This window comes from Roseovarius sp., assembly GCF_048262375.1.
Classification (GTDB): Bacteria; Pseudomonadota; Alphaproteobacteria; order Rhodobacterales; family Rhodobacteraceae; genus Roseovarius.
Map to the genome: position 1 here is coordinate 240,280 of NZ_JBLXFE010000004.1, position 18,040 is coordinate 258,319.

The 18,040-nt window shown below is 61.0% G+C and carries 19 protein-coding genes and 1 tRNA gene; 13 read left to right on the forward strand and 7 right to left on the reverse strand.

Annotated features, from left to right (window positions below):
* Positions 1-3 precede the first annotated feature (3 nt).
* Positions 4-1,911 (forward strand): PAS-domain containing protein, encoded by a 1,908-nt coding sequence (locus ACN0SW_RS06790; RefSeq protein ID WP_417727156.1) that lies wholly within the window; start codon positions 4-6, stop codon positions 1,909-1,911.
* A complete protein-coding gene (locus ACN0SW_RS06795; RefSeq protein ID WP_417727157.1) occupies positions 1,908-2,609 on the forward strand; it encodes a response regulator transcription factor in 702 nt (233 codons plus the stop codon). Before ACN0SW_RS06790 ends, ACN0SW_RS06795 begins: the two co-directional genes overlap by 4 nt.
* Here the strand turns inward: ACN0SW_RS06795 and ACN0SW_RS06800 are convergent.
* Positions 2,606-3,478 (reverse strand): LysR family transcriptional regulator, encoded by an 873-nt coding sequence (locus tag ACN0SW_RS06800; protein ID WP_417727158.1) that lies wholly within the window; start codon positions 3,476-3,478, stop codon positions 2,606-2,608. The genes ACN0SW_RS06795 and ACN0SW_RS06800 overlap by 4 nt on opposite strands.
* A 97-nt stretch (positions 3,479-3,575) precedes the next feature.
* Between ACN0SW_RS06800 and ACN0SW_RS06805 the strand changes: the two genes are divergently transcribed.
* Positions 3,576-3,857 (forward strand): DUF1330 domain-containing protein, encoded by a 282-nt coding sequence (locus tag ACN0SW_RS06805; protein ID WP_417727159.1) that lies wholly within the window; start codon positions 3,576-3,578, stop codon positions 3,855-3,857.
* A gap of 7 nt (positions 3,858-3,864) precedes the next feature.
* Here the strand turns inward: ACN0SW_RS06805 and ACN0SW_RS06810 are convergent, their stop codons facing one another.
* From ACN0SW_RS06810 to ACN0SW_RS06820, 3 genes are all read right to left on the reverse strand, one after another.
* Positions 3,865-4,149, reverse strand: a complete 285-nt coding sequence (locus ACN0SW_RS06810; RefSeq protein ID WP_417727160.1) for an alternative oxidase — start codon at positions 4,147-4,149, stop codon at positions 3,865-3,867.
* 205 nt (positions 4,150-4,354) lie between these two features.
* Positions 4,355-5,557 (reverse strand): hydantoinase/carbamoylase family amidase, encoded by a 1,203-nt coding sequence (locus ACN0SW_RS06815; RefSeq protein ID WP_417727161.1) that lies wholly within the window; start codon positions 5,555-5,557, stop codon positions 4,355-4,357.
* Between the two features lie 292 nt (positions 5,558-5,849).
* Positions 5,850-5,924 (reverse strand) — tRNA-Thr (locus tag ACN0SW_RS06820).
* 87 nt (positions 5,925-6,011) lie between these two features.
* Here ACN0SW_RS06820 and ACN0SW_RS06825 point away from each other — a divergent pair.
* The 10 genes from ACN0SW_RS06825 (at position 6,012) to ACN0SW_RS06870 (ending at position 16,011) form a co-directional block, all read left to right on the forward strand.
* Complete coding sequence (locus ACN0SW_RS06825; protein WP_417727162.1) at positions 6,012-6,179, forward strand: hypothetical protein; 168 nt, start codon at positions 6,012-6,014, stop codon at positions 6,177-6,179.
* A 5-nt stretch (positions 6,180-6,184) separates the two neighbouring features.
* Complete coding sequence (gene murA, locus ACN0SW_RS06830; RefSeq protein ID WP_417727163.1) at positions 6,185-7,453, forward strand: UDP-N-acetylglucosamine 1-carboxyvinyltransferase; 1,269 nt, start codon at positions 6,185-6,187, stop codon at positions 7,451-7,453.
* A complete protein-coding gene (locus ACN0SW_RS06835; RefSeq protein ID WP_417727164.1) occupies positions 7,450-7,920 on the forward strand; it encodes a DUF2948 family protein in 471 nt (156 codons plus the stop codon). Before murA ends, ACN0SW_RS06835 begins: the two co-directional genes overlap by 4 nt.
* A gap of 103 nt (positions 7,921-8,023) precedes the next feature.
* The gene (gene hisD / locus ACN0SW_RS06840; protein ID WP_417727165.1) at positions 8,024-9,325 is read left to right on the forward strand and encodes a histidinol dehydrogenase; all 1,302 of its coding nucleotides are present in this window, start codon (positions 8,024-8,026) and stop codon (positions 9,323-9,325) included.
* A 132-nt stretch (positions 9,326-9,457) separates the two neighbouring features.
* Positions 9,458-10,504, forward strand: coding sequence for a rod shape-determining protein (locus tag ACN0SW_RS06845; RefSeq protein ID WP_417727166.1), 1,047 nt, complete (start codon positions 9,458-9,460; stop codon positions 10,502-10,504).
* A 31-nt stretch (positions 10,505-10,535) separates the two neighbouring features.
* Entirely contained in the window at positions 10,536-11,465 is a 930-nt protein-coding gene (mreC, locus tag ACN0SW_RS06850) for a rod shape-determining protein MreC (protein ID WP_417727167.1), read from the forward strand.
* A complete protein-coding gene (locus ACN0SW_RS06855) occupies positions 11,458-11,997 on the forward strand; it encodes a rod shape-determining protein MreD (protein ID WP_417727168.1) in 540 nt (179 codons plus the stop codon). The genes mreC and ACN0SW_RS06855 overlap by 8 nt, the downstream gene beginning before the upstream one ends.
* The gene (gene mrdA, locus ACN0SW_RS06860) at positions 11,994-13,937 is read left to right on the forward strand and encodes a penicillin-binding protein 2 (protein ID WP_417727169.1); all 1,944 of its coding nucleotides are present in this window, start codon (positions 11,994-11,996) and stop codon (positions 13,935-13,937) included. Before ACN0SW_RS06855 ends, mrdA begins: the two co-directional genes overlap by 4 nt.
* Entirely contained in the window at positions 13,934-15,073 is a 1,140-nt protein-coding gene (gene rodA, locus ACN0SW_RS06865) for a rod shape-determining protein RodA (protein WP_417727170.1), read from the forward strand. The genes mrdA and rodA overlap by 4 nt, the downstream gene beginning before the upstream one ends.
* A 5-nt stretch (positions 15,074-15,078) precedes the next feature.
* Entirely contained in the window at positions 15,079-16,011 is a 933-nt protein-coding gene (locus ACN0SW_RS06870) for a 2-hydroxyacid dehydrogenase (protein WP_417727171.1), read from the forward strand.
* A gap of 11 nt (positions 16,012-16,022) precedes the next feature.
* Here ACN0SW_RS06870 and ACN0SW_RS06875 read toward each other — a convergent pair whose 3' ends face one another.
* From ACN0SW_RS06875 to pncA, 3 genes are read right to left on the reverse strand one after another with little or no spacing between them, the layout of a single operon-like run.
* The gene (locus ACN0SW_RS06875; RefSeq protein WP_417727172.1) at positions 16,023-16,808 is read right to left on the reverse strand and encodes an SseB family protein; all 786 of its coding nucleotides are present in this window, start codon (positions 16,806-16,808) and stop codon (positions 16,023-16,025) included.
* Positions 16,801-17,388 carry a uracil-DNA glycosylase family protein gene (locus ACN0SW_RS06880; protein WP_417727173.1) on the reverse strand — a complete coding sequence of 196 codons (588 nt, stop codon included), beginning with the start codon at positions 17,386-17,388 and terminating at the stop codon, positions 16,801-16,803. The genes ACN0SW_RS06875 and ACN0SW_RS06880 overlap by 8 nt, the downstream gene beginning before the upstream one ends.
* A 42-nt stretch (positions 17,389-17,430) precedes the next feature.
* The gene (pncA, locus tag ACN0SW_RS06885; protein WP_417727174.1) at positions 17,431-18,027 is read right to left on the reverse strand and encodes a bifunctional nicotinamidase/pyrazinamidase; all 597 of its coding nucleotides are present in this window, start codon (positions 18,025-18,027) and stop codon (positions 17,431-17,433) included.
* Positions 18,028-18,040: the final 13 nt, after the last annotated feature.

Sequence of the window (18,040 nt, forward strand, 5' to 3'; positions counted from 1 at the left end):
TGAATGTGTCCGAAGCGCGCGGGTCACGACGCCATGACCATGGCCGGGCTGAACCTAATTCAGCAGGCCCTGACAATCTATGACCATAATTTACAGCTTGCCGTCTGCAATCGCCGGTTTCAGGAAATGTTCGCCCTGCCCGATGCGCTCGTCACGCCGGGTGCCGATTTCGCCGATACGATCCGCTATCTGGCCACGCGCGGCGATTACGGCAACGTCGGTGATGTCGATGCATTCGTCACCACGCGCGTCGAGATCGCAAGTGCTTTCGAACCGCATTATATGGAGCGCGCCCGCGCCAATGGCCGCACCATCAGCGTCGAAGGCTCTCCCTTGCCACAAGGGGGCTGGATCACAGTCTATACCGACATCACACGTACCAAACGGCAAGAGGCATTATTGCGCTCGCGCTCAGAAGAGCTTTCTGATCAGTTGGTTGAATATTCCGAAGAGCTCTCGGCCACCAATCGGCAGTTGGAGGCGACGATCACAGCTCTCGAAGAAGCCAAGCGCCAGATTTCCGAGGCCGAGGCCCGCACGCGCCTTACGGCGGAAATGATGCCCGCCCATATCGCACATGTTGGGCGGGACCGCTGCTATACCTACTCAAACCGCCGCCTCACATCTGTCATGCCGGGCTCGCGCACGGATATCATCGGGGTGCACGCATCCGAGGTGTTGGGACCACAGACATGGTCCATCATCGGCCCGGAACTGGACAAGGTCTATGCCGGACAGTCGTCGGTGTTTGAGTTCACCCACGAACCCAGTTCCAGACGCATCCGGGTTGCGCTTACACCTGATCCCACGAGCGGCGGCGCCTATATCCTGTCGATGGACATCACCGAGGAAACCCAGACACGCGCCGCCCTGCAACAGACCCGCCGCCGCGAGATGGCGGCGCAATTGACCTCTGGCCTTGCCCATGATTTTTCTAACCTGCTGACGATCATCCTTGGCATGCAGTCCCGACTCGGGCGCATGGCCTTGCCACCAGAGGCGCAAGATCTCGTCAACGCGACACTTGCCGCCGCACGACGTGGCGGCGGCTTGCTCAATCGCATCGCCGATATGACTGGCCCGCGTGAACACGAGCCGGTTCCGACCGACCTGTCTACCTTCTTCAACGATCTTGAAACCCTGGCTCGCTCGGCCCTGCCCCCAAGCATGACTTTGCGAATCGAGACCGACGGCATAGCCGACCGCTACCTTCTCGACCCCGGCATGCTGCAGGACTCGCTGCTCAATCTCGTGCTGAATGCTCGCGATGCCTGCGGTCAAAGCGGCGAGATTACGGTCACCGCTCGCCCGTTGCAGAACACATGGCTCGAATTCGCCGTGACTGACACAGGTGCCGGCTTTACCCCTGAGGCACTTAAACATGCGCTGGATCCGTTTTTTACGACCAAGGGCGGAGAAGGATCGGGGCTAGGCCTGCCAATGGTCTATGACATGACCAAGCTGGCGGGAGGGCGTATCATCCTTGGCAACACCGCTCAGGGGGCGCGCGTCGCCCTGCGTTTGCCGCTTCGGACCGCAGGCGCCGCGCGCGCGCCCGGCCTCGTGCTTTTGGTCGAGGACAGTCCAGATCTGCGCTCGACCTTACGCGACATGCTGCGCGGTGCCGGTCATAGCGTGATCGAAGCGGTCAGCGTCGAAGAAGCCGCCGCCCTTATCTCTGAGCTTCCCGAGATTTCTGCCGTCCTGTCGGATATTGTGCTTGAGGGGGATCGCACCGGGCTTGATCTTGCCGTTCTGCCCCGGCGTGTTGATTGCCCGCTCGTTCTGATGACATCATTGCCGCCCGATGACCCGTTGCACCGCGAGGCCACGCGATTGGCATCGGTGCTGCGCAAGCCCTTCACCGCCGCACAGCTTGAGGCGGCACTTAATACCGGAGAGACGCCATGACCGCGCCGCTTGTGACGATTCTTGACGATGAACCTGCGATCCGCTCGATGTTGGCCGAGGCACTAACCGAGGCCGGATTTCGCACCATGACCTTTGGACGTGCCACAGAATTCGAGGCAGCGCTACGAAGCACCACGCCAGATGTCTGCCTTGTCGATCTGTCGCTGCCGGACCGCGATGGGCTCAGTCTTGTGCACCGTCTGGCACTGGAACAGGGTGCCACGGTTATCATCATCTCGGGCCGCGCACAGGTGCAGGATCGGGTGACTGGGCTGGAACTGGGCGCGGATGACTACATTATCAAACCGTTTGATCCTGCCGAGGTGGTTGCCCGCATCCGCGCCCGCCTGCGTCGTGGCACACCTGCACCGCAAAGCGGCGAGATTGCGCACTTCAACGGATGGATTGCGCATTTCGACCGCTACATGCTTGAGGATGAGAGCCGCGTTGAAACCCCCTTTTCCCACGCCGAGGGAGAGGTGCTGCGGCTCTTTCTTGAACGTCCCAAACGGCTTATTTCCCGGCAAGCGATGCAAGAGGCACTTGGCGGTGCGGCGGGCGAGAGCTTTGACCGGGCGATGGATGTGCGTATCTCGCGCCTGCGCACCAAATTACGCGAGGACCCCAAAAACCCAAGGCTGATAAAAACGATCTATGGCGCGGGCTATATTTTTCTGGGTGATGTCATCTGGGGTTAGGCTAGAAACTCTGCCTGATGCTCGCGGAAATACGTCTTGAGCAAGGTCCGAAACGCACTGACCTTGGCACCGGGCCAGACATCGGCATGCGCTACGACCCAGATCGGGGCATAGGGGCTTGGCTTCATCGCCGGTACCTGAACAAGGCCAGGCGTGCCGCGCCCGATGAACATCGGCATGCGCACCACCCCGAGTCCGGCCTGTGCTGCACCAGTCATCGCAATCATGTCGTCAAACCGCGCCCGCACAAAGGCGCGCGGGTTATGCGTGAGCGCTGCGGCGGGGACGCCATTGGCTTGGCCATAGACGATCCAGCCGATCGGGCCCTCAGGGTCCTCAGCAATACGGCAGGCGATTTCTGGGCTGGCATAGGCCGCCATATGCTGTTCACTCAGGCGCAGCCCGGTCAGGGTATCGCCGGGGCTGGCACTCACGCGGACCGCTAGATCAGCCTGCCGACGCCCTAGATCGACAAGGTCATTGGCAGAGTTCACCGACAGGTCGACCTCGGGGTGAAGCGTGCAGAATTGCCCGATCACATGCACCAGATGCAATTGCAGCAATATCTGCGGCGCGGTGACTACCAGCGGTCCCCGCAGAGTGTCATCGCGGCCCTGCAATTGGCGCATGAGGGCGTCTTGATGCTTCTCCATCTCTTCGGCATGACCCGCTGCCAAAAGCCCAAGATCGGTGGGACGATACCCCTCGGACAGACGCTCGAACAGTTTTTGACCAAGGGCGGTTTCGGCACGCGTGATGCGGCGCGCAATAGTGGTATAATTCACCCCAAGCGTTTGCGCGGCGCGGCCAAGCGTGCCTTCTCGGACCACCGCGAGGGTGGTTTTTAAATCTTCCCAGTCAAGATCCATACATGCGTATTCGCATGTATGATGTGCAAATACACGCGTTTTTGCACTTCCAATTTGGCTTTATCTAACGCCCACACCACTCACGGAGACCCAAAAAATGATTTATGCCTATGTTGCCTTGACCATCACCAACCCCGACTCGCTTGCCGCGTATCGTGAAAAGGCGGGGGCGGCGCTTGCGAAATATGACGGCACCGTCGTCTCAGCCAGCAAAGAGACCGCAGTGCTTGAAGGCACGCCAACCCTGCCTGATATGGCGGCAATCCTGTCCTTTCCGGATCGCGACTCCGCACTCGGCTGGATCAACGATCCAGAGCTGGCGGATGTCCACGCGTTGCGCCGGGGCGCGGGGCGCTCGGATACTATTCTGCTGGGCTGATTCGGGTTCAAACTGGCGCGGGCTGACAGACATGGCTGACAAGTGGCACACCCAAGCCGAGCGCGCGCCCCATGATCTCATTGGCAAAGCGGTGATTGGAATCGCGGTGACGCGCCGCATCGGAGCGCACCATGATCAACACGCGCTCTGCCCGCGATGGCCGCCCAATGCGGATAAAGGTCACCAGATGCATCCGCTCATGCCCGGCCCCCTCCAGCGATTCACTGATCAGGCCTTTATCGTCCCGGATAAGGCGAATGGTTTTTGAGATGGCGCGACAGGCCCGGGCCATGCCCCTCTGTCTCAAGTACATGTTCCAGCCGAATCCACGTTTCTCGGGCCGGTTCAATCGTTCCCCACCAGCGACCATCCGCACAAATCCAGCAGCCTCCACCGGCCTGCATCAAAGACGCTGACTGGTCTGGGCAGGCCCTGACGCAATCACCGCAACTGGTACAAAATTCGGCAAGCGGTCCCGCAACAGTGCCTTATGGACATTATGCGCAAAGACGCGCCACCGCGCCCGCCAGCACCTTGAGGCCCGTAACCAGATCGGCCTCATCTGTATCCTCGGCAAAGGCATGGCTGATCCCGTTTATGGATGGCACAAATAGCATGGCGGCAGGCATAAGCCGCGCCACATTGGTTGCATCATGCAGCGCGCCCGACTGCATCTGCCGCCAACGTCCCGGAGCCACGGCCTCGGCGCTCGTATTCAGCGCGGCACGCAGATGCGCGTCCATCGGCACCGGCTCCAGCCCCAGCATCTCACCATAGCTCAGACCCAGTGCCGCCTCGCGTGCAACCTCCTCGGCGGTTTCACGAATGATCGTTTCCATCCGGCGCAAACGATCGGACTCTCCGTCGCGCCATTGCATCGAGAACGTCGCCCGGCCCGGCACGATGGAATGCGCGTCGGGATGCAATCTGACGTGGCCAATGGTCCAAACCGTTTGAGGTGTCACAACATTGCGGAACCGTTCATTGATCAGCGCATTAAACCGCGCCACGCCCTGGAACGCATCGCGGCGGCGGTGCATCGGGGTGGTTCCCGCATGATTCTGCTCACCGTCAAAGGTGATCCGCATGTCACGGATGCCTACGATGTCGCTGACCACGCCCACGGCTTCTTTCGCCTCAAAGAGCCACGGACCCTGCTCGATATGCATCTCCACAAATCCGGTGAACCGCGATGGGTCGACAAAATCTCCAGACATATGCGCCATTGCGGCGCGCGCCTCGGCAAAGCTGACACCATCACGGTCGCTTTGCCGATCCGCCACCTCTAGCGCCAGATTGCCCGACCATATCGCGCTGCCGGTGGTCACACCGAACCGCCCCTCTTCGTCCTGAAAGGACACGACTGACACGGGAGGCCCCCCTGCTTCGTGCGCCGCGCGCGCAATCTCAAGCCCCGCGATCACGCCCAATGCCCCATCCAGCCATCCGCCCTCGGGCTGACTATCGCTATGTGAGCCAACCAGAAGAGATTGCCCCTGAGCAAGTCCGAACAAATTACCGACAGGATCAAAGCATGGCTCAAGACCAGCAGACTGCATCTGTTCGGCCAGCCATTCGCGTGCCGCAATATCGGCAGTACCAAAGGCCGGGCGCACCACGCCCTTGCCCACACCCGCCGCGCCGAATTCGCGCAAGCGATGCAGGTCGTCCAAAAATCTCACGCTGTTGACGTTAAGCATCAATATTCTCCCGTTCTCTGGGCTCAGGTTACAGGCGCACCATTCTGCTGCAAAGCACTTCTCCACTGCCGGGTAAGGATTGAGACGCTGGACGGTCACCGCCCATCCCGCTTCTGCACAGTCACGCCATGTCGCTCGAACTCGACCGCTGCAAGATCGCAACAGTCTTCGCCACCCTGTCCTTGATCGCCGCCAGCATCAAAGGTGCCCGGCCGCGCCTTGCTCGCCGCATAAGACCGAGACGCACACAAATAAACATGCGGCCATAAGACAGGTTTGAAACTTGGAAAACTGGTGCTGCTGGGGAGGATTGAACTCCCGACCTCGTCATTACCAATGACGCGCTCTACCACTGAGCTACAGCAGCACGCTGTGGCGGGCTGATTAGACGCTTATTGCACATGGCGCAAGGGGTAACTGGACGGTTTTTCGCACCTCCTGTAAGAGAGGGGTCATGAACAAAAAACAAACACCGGATACAGGCGCTAAACAGGGTCAGAGCCGTGAAGACAGGCTGAAATCGGCATTGAAGGCCAATCTCGCGCGGCGTAAGGCGCAGACGCGCGCGCGGGCCGATGAAACGTCGGACTCTAAGACAACCGACGACAAGGATGAAGGGTAGAGCAGATGGATTCGATTATCGTAACCGGCAATGGGCCTTTGAACGGGCAAATCCCCATCGCAGGTGCCAAAAATGCCTGCCTTACGCTGATGCCTGCCACGCTCTTGAGCGAAGAACCGCTGACTCTGACCAATGCACCGCGCCTGTCGGACATCAAGACGATGACAACGCTCCTGCAATCGCTGGGGGCCGAGGTGGCGCAAATGCAAGGCGGTCAGGTGCTGGCGCTGTCTTCGCACGCGCTCGACAATCACGTGGCCGACTATGACATCGTGCGCAAGATGCGCGCCTCGATCCTTGTGCTTGGGCCGATGCTGGCGCGGGATGGGCATGCGGTGGTTTCACTGCCCGGTGGCTGCGCCATCGGCGCGCGACCTGTCGATCTGCATCTGCGCGCGCTTGAGGCAATGGGCGCTGAATTGGATCTGCGCGAAGGCTATGTGCATGCCCGTGCGCCCGGTGGTCTTAAGGGCGGCACATTCGAGTTTCCGATTGTCTCGGTCGGGGCCACGGAGAATGCGTTGATGGCGGCCACACTGGCCAAAGGTACGACCGTCCTCAAAAACGCCGCGCGCGAACCCGAGATCGTCGATCTGGCGCAATGCCTGCGCCGCATGGGCGCGCAAATCGACGGCGAAGGCACCAGCACGATCACCATTCAGGGGGTGGACCGCTTGGGCGGCGCGACCCATCCGGTTGTCGTCGACCGAATCGAGCTTGGCACCTATATGCTCGCCCCCGCCATCTGTGGCGGCGAGGTGGAATGCCTTGGTGGGCGGATGGATCTGGTGGGGGCGTTTTGCGAAAAACTGGATGCGGCGGGCGTCAACGTCACTGAAACCGAGAATGGCCTCAAGGTTAGCCGCAAAAACGGCGTGGTGCGCGCTGTGGATGTAGTGACCGAACCCTTCCCCGGATTTCCCACAGATCTGCAGGCGCAGATGATGGCGCTGATGTGTACCGCCGAGGGCACCTCGGTGCTGGAGGAACGGATTTTCGAGAACCGCTTTATGCACGCGCCCGAGTTAATACGCATGGGGGCCAAGATCGACGTACACGGCGGCACGGCCACCGTCACAGGGGTTGAGCGCCTCAGGGGCGCCCCGGTGATGGCCACCGATCTGCGCGCCTCTGTCTCGCTTATCCTCGCGGGGCTGGCGGCAGAGGGTGAAACCATCGTCAACCGGGTTTATCACCTTGATCGCGGCTATGAGCGGGTCGAGGAAAAGCTGGGCAATGTTGGAGCGAAAATCGAAAGGATCAGCGGCAAATGACCCAAGATGCCACCTTCGAGGACGGCCGCGAAGCACCGCTCAATCTGGGCGCGGTGGATGCCGACGACCTCAAGATCATCTCTTCACTCACACAGGATGCGGTATTCCCCATCACCGAAATGACTTGGCGACCGGGCCAACGTCGCTTCGGCCTCCTGCTCAACCGCTTTCGCTGGGAAGATCGGGGCCGCGACCGGCACGGACCCGAACGGGTGCAATCCTTGTTGGTCGTGGACAATGTGCTGGGCGTGGCAAGCCAGGGTATCGACCGTCGGGACAAGGACACGATCCTGTCCCTTCTGGCGCTTGATTTTGAGTTGGGGACAGAGGATGCGGGCCATGTCCTGCTGACGCTTGCGGGCGACGGCGCGCTGCGTCTCGCGGTTGAAGCCCTTGAGGTCACGCTCAAGGATGTGACCCGTCCCTACCGCGCCCCCTCAGGCAAGGCGCCTGACCACGATGCCTGACCGCGTGGCACGCGGCGGCATCAGAGTATTTGACCCCAGGCAAACTCAATAGACTTGAGACGCCCCCCGCGCCCCGCTATGTCCCCAGGCGAAAGGAACCGCCATGCCGATCATGCTTGACGCCACCGCCCCCGATTTTGAGGCCTGTTTTACTGCCTTGCTCAGTGCCAAGCGCGAGGACAGTCCCGATGTGGACGATATCGTGGCAGGTATCATCGCCGATGTGCGCGCCCGAGGAGACGCGGCGGTGATCGCACTGACCGAGCGGTTTGATCGGCTGACCCTCACGCCTGATACGTTGCGCTTCTCTGCGTCCGAGATCGCGGCGCTGGTCGCACAGGTGCCACAGGCCGAGCGGGATGCGCTAGAACTGGCCGCCGCCCGCATCCGTGCCTATCACGCGCGTCAGATGCCCGAAGACGCAAGCTGGATTGAGGAGAGCGGCGCGATGTTGGGCTGGCGCTGGACGCCTGTCTCGGCGGCGGGGCTCTATGTGCCCGGCGGCCTTGCGTCCTATCCATCGTCGGTTCTGATGAACGCCATTCCCGCCAAGGTGGCGGGGGTGGACCGTTTGGCCATCGTCGTTCCCACGCCGGATGGCAAGGCCAATCCGCTGGTCCTGTTGGCGGCGCAGATCGCGGGCGTGGACGAAATCTATCGCATCGGCGGCGCGCAGGCGATTGCGGCGCTTGCCTATGGCACCGAGAGCATTGCCCCGGTGGACAAGATCACCGGCCCCGGCAATGCCTTTGTCGCCGCAGCCAAGCGCCGGGTGTTCGGTAAGGTCGGCATTGACATGATCGCGGGGCCCTCAGAAATCCTCGTGATTGCCGACCGGGGGCAAAACCCGGACTGGATTGCGCTCGACATGCTGAGTCAGGCAGAACATGACGAAAGCGCTCAGGCCATTCTAATCACCAACGATGCCGATTTAGCCGAGGCGGTCGGCAACGCGATTGACCGCCAGCTTCAAACACTGGAACGCCGCGCCATCGCAGGGGCAAGCTGGCGCGACTATGGCGCAATCATTCTCGTGCCGGACATGGCCACCGCCGCAACCCTCTCCAACCGCATCGCACCCGAGCATTTGGAGCTGTGCGTGGATGATCCTGATGGCCTGTCAAAAGAGATCACCCATGCAGGTGCAATCTTTTTGGGGGCTTGGACCCCGGAGGCAATTGGCGATTATGTCGGCGGCCCAAACCACGTCCTGCCCACGGCGCGCTCTGCCCGGTTCTCGTCCGGCCTGTCGGTGATGGATTTCCTCAAGCGGACGACACTGGCCAAGATGACCCCAGAGGCCCTGCGCGCCATCGGCCCCGCTGCCGAGACCTTGGCCATATCCGAGAGCCTTGAGGCGCATGGGCTGTCGGTCCGCGCGCGGTTGGACCATCTCAACACCTAAAGCGGCGGTTTGACGCTTGCCCTGCCGAAACATACCCTTTCACCCGAGCGGTTCGACCACTATAAGAGCAGACGCTCCGGACCCCGAGTCGCGGGGCTAATCAGCATTTTAGGCGACAGGGCACAGGCGCATATGTCTATATTTGATAGGATTCCCAGTCTGTTTTCGTCGGACATGGCGATCGATCTGGGAACAGCAAACACGCTCGTCTACGTCAAGGGGCGCGGGATTATCCTGAGCGAACCGTCGGTCGTGGCCTATCACGTCAAGGACGGCGTGCGCAAAGTGCTGGCGGTGGGCGAGGATGCCAAGCTGATGCTCGGACGCACGCCCGGCAGCATCGAAGCGATCCGGCCGATGCGCGAGGGCGTGATCGCCGACTTTGACACAGCCGAAGCAATGATCAAGCATTTCATCCGCAAGGTGCACAAACGCTCGACCTTTTCCAAACCCAAGATCATCGTCTGCGTGCCCCATGGCGCCACACCGGTGGAAAAACGTGCCATCCGCCAATCGGTGCTCTCGGCAGGCGCACGCCGCGCGGGCCTGATCGCGGAACCCATCGCCGCGGCCATCGGTGCTGGCATGCCCATCACCGATCCCACCGGCAACATGGTGGTCGACATCGGCGGCGGTACGACCGAAGTGGCGGTGCTTTCGCTCGGCGATATCGTCTATGCGCGCTCTGTCCGCGTCGGGGGCGACCGCATGGATGAGGCGATCATCAACTACCTGCGCCGCCAGCAAAATCTGCTGGTGGGCGAATCGACCGCCGAGCGGATCAAGACCAGCATCGGCACGGCGCGCATGCCTGACGACGGGCGCGGCACCTCGATGCATGTGCGCGGTCGCGACCTGCTCAACGGCGTGCCCAAGGAGATCGAAATCAGTCAGGCACAGATCGCCGAAGCGCTCGCAGAACCGGTGCAGCAAATCTGCGAGGCGGTGATGACCGCGCTGGAGGCGACACCGCCCGATCTTGCGGCTGATATCGTCGACCGGGGCGTGATGCTCACGGGTGGAGGCGCTCTCTTGGGCGATCTCGATCTGGCGCTGCGCGAACAAACCGGGCTGGCCGTGTCTATCGCCGAGGACAGTTTGAACTGCGTAGCACTTGGCACTGGCAAGGCGCTCGAGTTTGAAAAGCAGTTGCGGCACGCGATTGACTACGACAGCTAGTACGCCCACCTTTGCCTAAAAGGGGGATCCCGTGGCCAAGGACCGGGGACAAAGCGAAGATTACAGCGGCCCGCTGAAGCGTCTGCTTCTGGGGGTTTTGCTACTATGTCTTCTGGGTTTTTTCCTGCTTTGGCGGATAGACAGCCCGCGCGTGGAACGCTTTCGCGCCCAGATCGTGGACCGTGTCGTCCCCTCATTTGACTGGGCAATGGCCCCTGTCACCGGCGCGGTGAATATCCTTCAGGATTTTCAGAGCTATCAGCGGATGTATGAGCAAAATCAGGATCTACGCCGCGAACTACAACAGATGAAGGCGTGGAAAGAAGCCGCCCTGCAACTCGAACAGGAAAACGCCCGCCTGCTCGACCTAAACAATGTTCAGCTTGACCCCCGGTTAACCTATGTCACTGGCGTGGTCTTGGCCGACAGCGGTTCGCCCTTTCGTCAATCGGTGTTGATCAACGTCGGCGCGCGCGATGGCATCATGGATGGCTGGGCGGCGATGGACGGGTTGGGGCTGGTCGGGCGGATATCAGGCGTTGGACGCAATACCGCGCGGGTGATCCTGCTAACCGACACCTCCAGCCGCATTCCGGTAACAATCCAGCCTTCGGGCCAACGCGCACTGATTATCGGTGACAATTCCATCGCACCGGTTGTCGATTTTGTAGAAACCCCAGACCAAGTGCGTCCCGGCGACCGGGTATTGACCTCAGGCGATGGCGGGGTATTTCCCGCCGGGCTGCTGATCGGACAACTGGCCGAGGACCCGGGCGGACGGATGCGCGTGCGCATCTCAGCCGATTACGAGCGGTTGGAATTCCTGCGCGTGCTGCGCAGCTATGAGAATGAGCGACTGACCGACCCCGGACAACTGATTGCACCCGCCACTCTTCCCGGTGCGGAGAATTCCGAGAATGCGCCCGATGCGGCCAAAGCCGCGGAGGCCGGAAATGGCTGAGGTGCTCCTGCCACGCTCTTGGATCATGCGCGCGCTCTATCTTGGGCTTTGCGTGTCGCTGCTCTTTCTGCACCTTCTGCCGCTCGAGCATTTGCCGCCAAAATGGGCCGGGCCCGATCTTGTGATGGCGCTGACCTTTGGCTGGGCGGTACGGCGCCCGGACTATGTGCCGGTGCTTCTGGTCGGATTTGTCGCGCTCGGGCTGGATCTGATGTTGCAGCGCCCGCCAGGCCTCTGGGCGGCGCTGATGGTGATTGGCACGCAGACCCTGCGCAGCCGTGCACCATCATTGCGCGATCTCACCTTTGCCGCAGAATGGGCCTCAGTGGCCAGCACCATGATTTTGATCACCGTTGCCAATCGCGTAGTCTTGGCAATCTTGATGGTGGATCAGGCACCCTTGGGCCTCAGCCTGATGCAGCTGCTCTCAACTTTGGTCGCTTATCCGGCGGTCGCGGCTGTATCACACGCCCTCTTTGGTGTACGTAAACGCGCGCCCGGCGACCTCGATACAACAGGCCTGCGCTCATGAGACGCCCCCCCCGCGACACCGCCGAAAGCCAGCGTCGGATCACCCGGCGCGGGCTGGTCGTGGGCGGTTTGCAATTGGGCGTGATGAGCGCGCTTGCGCTGCGCATGCGTTACATGCAGCTTGATCAAGCGGATCAATTCCGTCTGTTGGCGGATGAGAACCGCATCAATGTGCAGCTTATCCCGCCCACCCGCGGCCGTATTTTCGACCGTGAGGGCCGGATCATTGCCGAAAACGTACCAAGTTACCGGATCACAATGGTCCGCGAACAAGCGCACGACGTGGACGAGGTTATTGCCCGACTGGCCAAACTGATCGAACTCGACCCCGGAGAGCTGGAGAAAGCTCAGCGCGAACTGACCGAGCTGCGCGGCGATACCCCCGTGACAATCGCAGATCGCGTCACATGGGAAGAAATCAGCCGGGTTGCCGTCAACGCCCCCGCCCTGCCCGGCGTACATCCCGAAGTAGGACTGTCGCGCCGATACCCATTGCACGGCGATCATGCACATGTGGTGGGCTATGTGGGCCCAGTCAGTGACCGTGATCTTGACCGTATCGACGCCCCCGAGCAGCTTTTGCGCCTGCCCCGTTTTCAGATTGGCAAGATTGGGCTTGAGGCGCAGCGCGAGAACCTGTTGCGTGGCTCTGCCGGCACCCGCCGGGTCGAGGTGAACGCCGCTGGTCGCGTCATGCGCGAACTTGATCGACAAGAGGGCAAGCCGGGGGCGGATATCCAACTGACGCTCGACAACGAGCTGCAATCCTACGCCAATGCCCGCCTTGATGGCGAGAGCGCGGCGCTGGTGATGCTTGACTGCGAGAGCGGCGATATACTGGCCTGCGCGTCCTCACCCAGCTATGATCCCAACCTGTTCGTGCGCGGTATCTCGGTGGCGGATTATCGTGCCCTGCTCGACGACCCATATCGACCTCTGCCAAACAAGGCGGTACAGGGCATCTACCCCCCCGGTTCGACCTTTAAGATGGTCACGGCCCTCGCCGCGTTAGAGGCAGGCGATGTGTCGCTACAGGACACCGTCTATTGTCCGGGTCAAATGGAAATCAGCGGTCGCCGCTTTCATTGCTGGAAACGTGGTGGCCATGGCAACATGGATTTGCATCTGTCGCTGCGCGAAAGCTGCGATGTTTATTATTACGATCTGGCAATGCGCACCGGCATCGAAAATATCAGCGCTATGGCCGAACGGCTGGGCCTCGGGGTGCAATTCGACCTGCCGATGACCAGCGTCGCCAAGGGGCTCGCCCCCACGCGCGAGTGGAAAGTGGCCAATCGAGGCGAGCCTTGGGTGGTGGGCGACAGTGCCAATGCCTCGATCGGGCAGGGTTTCGTGCTGGCCTCACCCCTGCAACTGGCGGTGATGACCGCGCGTCTGGCCACCAGCCGCAGCGTGACGCCACGCCTTATCAAATCGGTGGACGGGGTCGAACAGCCCTCTGGACATGGCGAACCGATGGGCCTGAATGAAAACCTGCTGCGTGAGGTCCGCCGGGCGATGTTTGCCGTCTCCAACAGCAATCGTGGCACCGCCTATCGCAGTCGGATCATCGAGGACGCCTTTCGCATGGCGGGCAAAACCGGCACCAGCCAAGTGCGCAATATCTCGACCGGCGAGCGGGCGACGGGGGTGCTCAGCAACAATGCCCTGCCACGCGAACAGCGCGATCACGCGCTCTTTGTCAGCTTTGCCCCCTATGACGCGCCGAAATACGCCGTGGCTGTGGTGGTCGAACATGGCGGCGGCGGATCGACCGCAGCCGCCCCAATTGCCCGCGACATCACGCTTCAGGCCCTCTATGGCGAGGACCCACCACTGACAGCATATCCCGAGGCCGACCGCCCCCGTATCAAGACGCAACAGGAAAAACTGCGCGAGGCCCGTCCCCGGTCCGGCGCAGAGGACAGCGACCGCGCATGAGCTATCTTGAACATTCCATCAAGACCGCCCCCTCGGGTGCACGCAAGATCCTCTTTCTCAATTGGCCGATTGTCCTTTTGCTCTGCACCGTTGCTGGCATCGGATTTCTCATGCTCTACTCGGTCGCGGGCGGAACCCTGTCGGTCTGGGCGGAACCTCAGATGAAACGCTTTGCGCTTGGCCTTGCTGTGATGCTGTTTGTGGCCATGGTGCCAATCTGGTTCTGGCGCAACATGTCGTTGGTTGCCTATCTCATCTCACTTGGGCTGCTGATCGCCGTGGCCCTAGTCGGGGTCGAAGGCAAAGGGGCGCAGCGATGGATCGATCTGGGATTCATGCGGTTGCAACCCTCCGAACTGGTCAAGATCACGCTGGTGATGTTGCTCGCGGCCTATTACGACTGGCTGCCGATGTCGCGCGTGTCGCGGCCCGTTTGGGTACTCATTCCGGTGACCTTGATCCTGTCTCCTGTTGCCCTCGTGCTGCGCCAACCCGATCTTGGCACGTCGATCCTGCTCTTGGCAGCGGGGGGGGTAATGATGTTCGTCGCAGGTGTGCATTGGGCCTATTTCGCAACCGTGATCCTTGCGGTGGTGGCCCTGATCTTTGCTGTGTTCGAAAGTCGCGGCACCGACTGGCAACTTCTTGAAAACTATCAATATCGCCGGATCGACACCTTTCTCAATCCCGAGAATGACCCACTTGGCGCGGGCTATCACATCACCCAATCCAAGATCGCCCTCGGCTCTGGTGGCTGGACCGGGCGTGGGTTCATGCAAGGCACGCAATCACGGCTCAACTTCCTGCCCGAGAAACATACTGACTTTATCTTTGTGACGCTGGCCGAGGAATTCGGCTTTATCGGCGGTATTTCCATTCTCGGGCTCTACACCCTTATCCTTGTCTTCTGCATTTCCGCCGCGTTCAGCACCAAAGACCGCTATTCCTCGCTGCTGATCCTCGGGGTCGCCATGACGTTTTTTCTGTTTTTTGCAGTCAACATGGCCATGGTCATGGGCTTGATGCCCGTGGTCGGCGTGCCTTTGCCGCTGGTCAGCTATGGCGGATCGGCGATGCTTGTGCTCATGGTGGGCTTTGGCCTTGTTCAGAGCGCCCATATCCACAAACCAAGGTAGAAACGATGCCCGTGAACATTCTCTTTGCTGCTCGTCCAGAGCAATGGAAAATCTATGAAAACCCTTTGAAGTCAGCACTATCCGAGGTTGGCGTGACGGCAAATCTTGCCCTCGACATGGCCCCGGACGCGGTGGACTACATGGTCTATGCCCCTGACAGCGCGGTGCAGGATTTCACCCCCTATACACGCCTCAAGGCGGTGTTGAACCTCTGGGCCGGGGTCGAGAATATCGTCGGAAATCAGACGCTTCAGGTACCATTGGCACGGATGGTCGATCATGGTCTCACGCAAGGCATGGTGGAATGGGTCACGGGCCATGTGCTGCGCCATCATCTGGGGATGGATGCGCATATCACGAAACAGGACGGTGTCTGGCGCAAGACGATCCCGCCCTTGGCCGAGGATCGCCCGGTCACGGTGCTGGGTCTGGGCGTGCTGGGGCAGGCCTGCTCCAAGGCGCTGAGCTGTCTCGGATTTCCGGTGACAGGCTGGGGGCGCAGACAACGGGACGTGCCGGGGATTACCTGTCTCTCAGGCGATGATGGGCTACGCGCAGCGTTGCAAAGCGCTGAAATTCTTGTGCTTTTGCTGCCGCTGACAACCGAGACCGAAAACCTGTTGAATGCCGAACGGCTGGCGCTGCTGCCCAAGGGGGCAATGATCGTCAACCCCGGACGCGGGCCCCTGATCGACGATGACGCCCTCCTCGGCGCGTTGGACGCAGGGCATATCGCCCATGCCACGCTGGATGTGTTCCGGGTAGAGCCGCTGCCGCCCGCGCATCCCTATTGGGCGCATCCGCGCGTGACGGTGACGCCGCATATCGCCTCGGAAACCCGGCCGATCACGGCGGCGCGGGTGATCATCGAGAATGTGCGCCGGGGCGAGGCAGGAGAGCCGTTCCTGCATCTGGTAGATCGCAGCAAGGGCTATTGAGCCGACGCTAACTATTTGAGAATGGGCGGTTTATCCGGGTCAGAGCCAGGCGCGCTGCGTGGTTCTGGCCGAGGGGATTCCGGCAGGTCAAACCGCAGCCCGCAGCGCGCCAGCCGCGCCGCTGCCGGATCGGAGGCCGCGAAGAACGTCACATCCAAGGCTGCTGCCTCTAGTCCGGAAAAAATCAGCACCTCTGACACAGCGCGTGCCAAGGCAGGCTGCGCATGGGGGGCCGCATCGACAAACCCCAGCAAATGCCCCTGCGCACCGCTGTCATAGGTCACGCCAACCAAATAAGCTAGATCCGCAAGCCCCGCCATGGCGGCCAGTCTTGCATCCAGCGCCAAGAGAAAGTTCTCAGGCAAGCCCTTGGGTGCGCTGAATTTTTCTACTCGTGCCTCAATTTCTGACGGGGCATCAGACAGGGTTTGCGCCAACCAGTCCACCGCCTCGGGTGGGATCAGGATCGACGACGGGGCGACATCGAGATTGACGCCAAGACCCACCCCCTGTCCAGCCAACATGGACGCGATACTGCGCCCGCTGAGCGCCGCATAGGGCACGATCCGGCCCGCGAATTGCGCCAGGCGGTCCTCGCGGTCGAACACCAGAACAAAGGAATGGTCCGATAAATCAAATACTTCCGGGTCGAGTGTGTCGCCCTCCGCTTCGGATTTGAGCAAGAGGTACAACTCGCTTGCGGCCAAGGTTTCGTAGAACCGCAAGCGGGCCTGCGATTCCTCTGGGGCTGTCTCCATCGCCATGTGCGCGGTATCGAGACGGGTCAGGTCAGTCATGGATAACCCTTTGAACTTGTGCGCGTAATTCTGGCAGAACCTCAGCCTCGAACCACGGATGTTTCCTGAGCCAAGCGGTATTGCGCCACGAGGGATGCGGCAAGGTAAAAAGCCGCGGTGCATGGTCGCGCCACGCCTGAACGGTTTCGGTCACGCCGGTCTTGACGCCAAGGTGATATTTATGCGCATAGCCTCCCACCAGAACGGTTAATTCTACCTTTTCGAGGGCTTGCATGACGCGACCATGCCAAGTGTTCCCACAGATGCGCGGCGGCGGCAGGTCTGCGCCCTTGGCATCATAGCCAGGAAAGCAGAACGCCATCGGCACGATTGCAACACGGGATTTATCGTAGAATTCACAATCGCTTAGCCCCAGCCAATCCCGCAGCCTGTCGCCTGATGGGTCATCAAATGGCTTGCCCGACTGATGCACCCGCAGGCCCGGTGCCTGCCCGGCGATGAGCACCCGCGCCGAGGGTCTGAACCATGCCACCGGGCGGGGCGCATGCGCGGTATGGGTGGCCGCAAACCTGTCCGTGCAGAGCGTGCAGGCGCGGATTTCTGAGGCAAGGTCAGACATTACAAACCTTACGGTTCAGCGCGGATTTTGTAAGGTATCCGCTCACAAAAGGCTCACGCCTGCCGCGACCATCCCCGCCTCTGCCACCGCCAGCGATCCGTCAAGATCAATCGCCCGCGTCAGATCCCGCCGGACGCTCACCCGGTAGCCCAATCGCGCCGCATCCACCGCTGAAAAACTGACACAGAAATCGGTGGCCAGCCCCACGAGGGTCAGGTCGGTGATGCCGCGCGTCTGCAAATAGCCATGCAGCCCGGTTGGCGTTTGTTGGTCATTCTCGAAAAACGCTGAATAGCTGTCGATGGCGGGGTTATAGCCCTTGCGAAGAATGAGATCGGCGCGCGATGTGTTCAGCGCTTGGTGAAAGGCCGCCCCATGACTGCCTTGTACGCAGTGATCAGGCCAGAGCACCTGTGGCCCATAGGGCATCTGGATCATGTCATAAGGGGATTTTCCGGGATGCGACGAGGCGAAAGAGGAATGCGCCAAAGGGTGCCAGTCCTGTGTCAGAAGCACCGCCCCGAACGCATCCATCAGCGCATTGATACCCGGCACGATCTGATCCCCCGCTGGCACGGCCAAGGCCCCACCGGGGCAGAAATCGTTTTGCAGGTCGATCACGATGAGGGCGGATGTCATGGCGGGTCTCCTT

Excerpts from the sequence above, each read along its gene's own strand:
- murA (WP_417727163.1), top strand. The coding sequence starts at position 6,185 with ATGGATTCGATTATCGTAACCGGCAATGGGCCTTTGAACGGGCAAATC.
- ACN0SW_RS06815 (WP_417727161.1), bottom strand. The coding sequence starts at position 5,557 with ATGCTTAACGTCAACAGCGTGAGATTTTTGGACGACCTGCATCGCTTG.
- hisD (WP_417727165.1), top strand. The coding sequence starts at position 8,024 with ATGCCGATCATGCTTGACGCCACCGCCCCCGATTTTGAGGCCTGTTTT.
- rodA (WP_417727170.1), top strand. The coding sequence starts at position 13,934 with ATGAGCTATCTTGAACATTCCATCAAGACCGCCCCCTCGGGTGCACGC.
- ACN0SW_RS06825 (WP_417727162.1), top strand. The coding sequence starts at position 6,012 with ATGAACAAAAAACAAACACCGGATACAGGCGCTAAACAGGGTCAGAGC.
- ACN0SW_RS06845 (WP_417727166.1), top strand. The coding sequence starts at position 9,458 with ATGTCTATATTTGATAGGATTCCCAGTCTGTTTTCGTCGGACATGGCG.
- ACN0SW_RS06835 (WP_417727164.1), top strand. The coding sequence starts at position 7,450 with ATGACCCAAGATGCCACCTTCGAGGACGGCCGCGAAGCACCGCTCAAT.
- ACN0SW_RS06880 (WP_417727173.1), bottom strand. The coding sequence starts at position 17,388 with ATGTCTGACCTTGCCTCAGAAATCCGCGCCTGCACGCTCTGCACGGAC.
- ACN0SW_RS06875 (WP_417727172.1), bottom strand. The coding sequence starts at position 16,808 with ATGACTGACCTGACCCGTCTCGATACCGCGCACATGGCGATGGAGACA.
- ACN0SW_RS06795 (WP_417727157.1), top strand. The coding sequence starts at position 1,908 with ATGACCGCGCCGCTTGTGACGATTCTTGACGATGAACCTGCGATCCGC.
- ACN0SW_RS06805 (WP_417727159.1), top strand. The coding sequence starts at position 3,576 with ATGATTTATGCCTATGTTGCCTTGACCATCACCAACCCCGACTCGCTT.
- ACN0SW_RS06800 (WP_417727158.1), bottom strand. The coding sequence starts at position 3,478 with ATGGATCTTGACTGGGAAGATTTAAAAACCACCCTCGCGGTGGTCCGA.
- ACN0SW_RS06855 (WP_417727168.1), top strand. The coding sequence starts at position 11,458 with ATGGCTGAGGTGCTCCTGCCACGCTCTTGGATCATGCGCGCGCTCTAT.
- pncA (WP_417727174.1), bottom strand. The coding sequence starts at position 18,027 with ATGACATCCGCCCTCATCGTGATCGACCTGCAAAACGATTTCTGCCCC.
- ACN0SW_RS06790 (WP_417727156.1), top strand. The coding sequence starts at position 4 with ATGTGTCCGAAGCGCGCGGGTCACGACGCCATGACCATGGCCGGGCTG.
- ACN0SW_RS06870 (WP_417727171.1), top strand. The coding sequence starts at position 15,079 with ATGCCCGTGAACATTCTCTTTGCTGCTCGTCCAGAGCAATGGAAAATC.
- ACN0SW_RS06810 (WP_417727160.1), bottom strand. The coding sequence starts at position 4,149 with ATGGCCCGGGCCTGTCGCGCCATCTCAAAAACCATTCGCCTTATCCGG.
- mrdA (WP_417727169.1), top strand. The coding sequence starts at position 11,994 with ATGAGACGCCCCCCCCGCGACACCGCCGAAAGCCAGCGTCGGATCACC.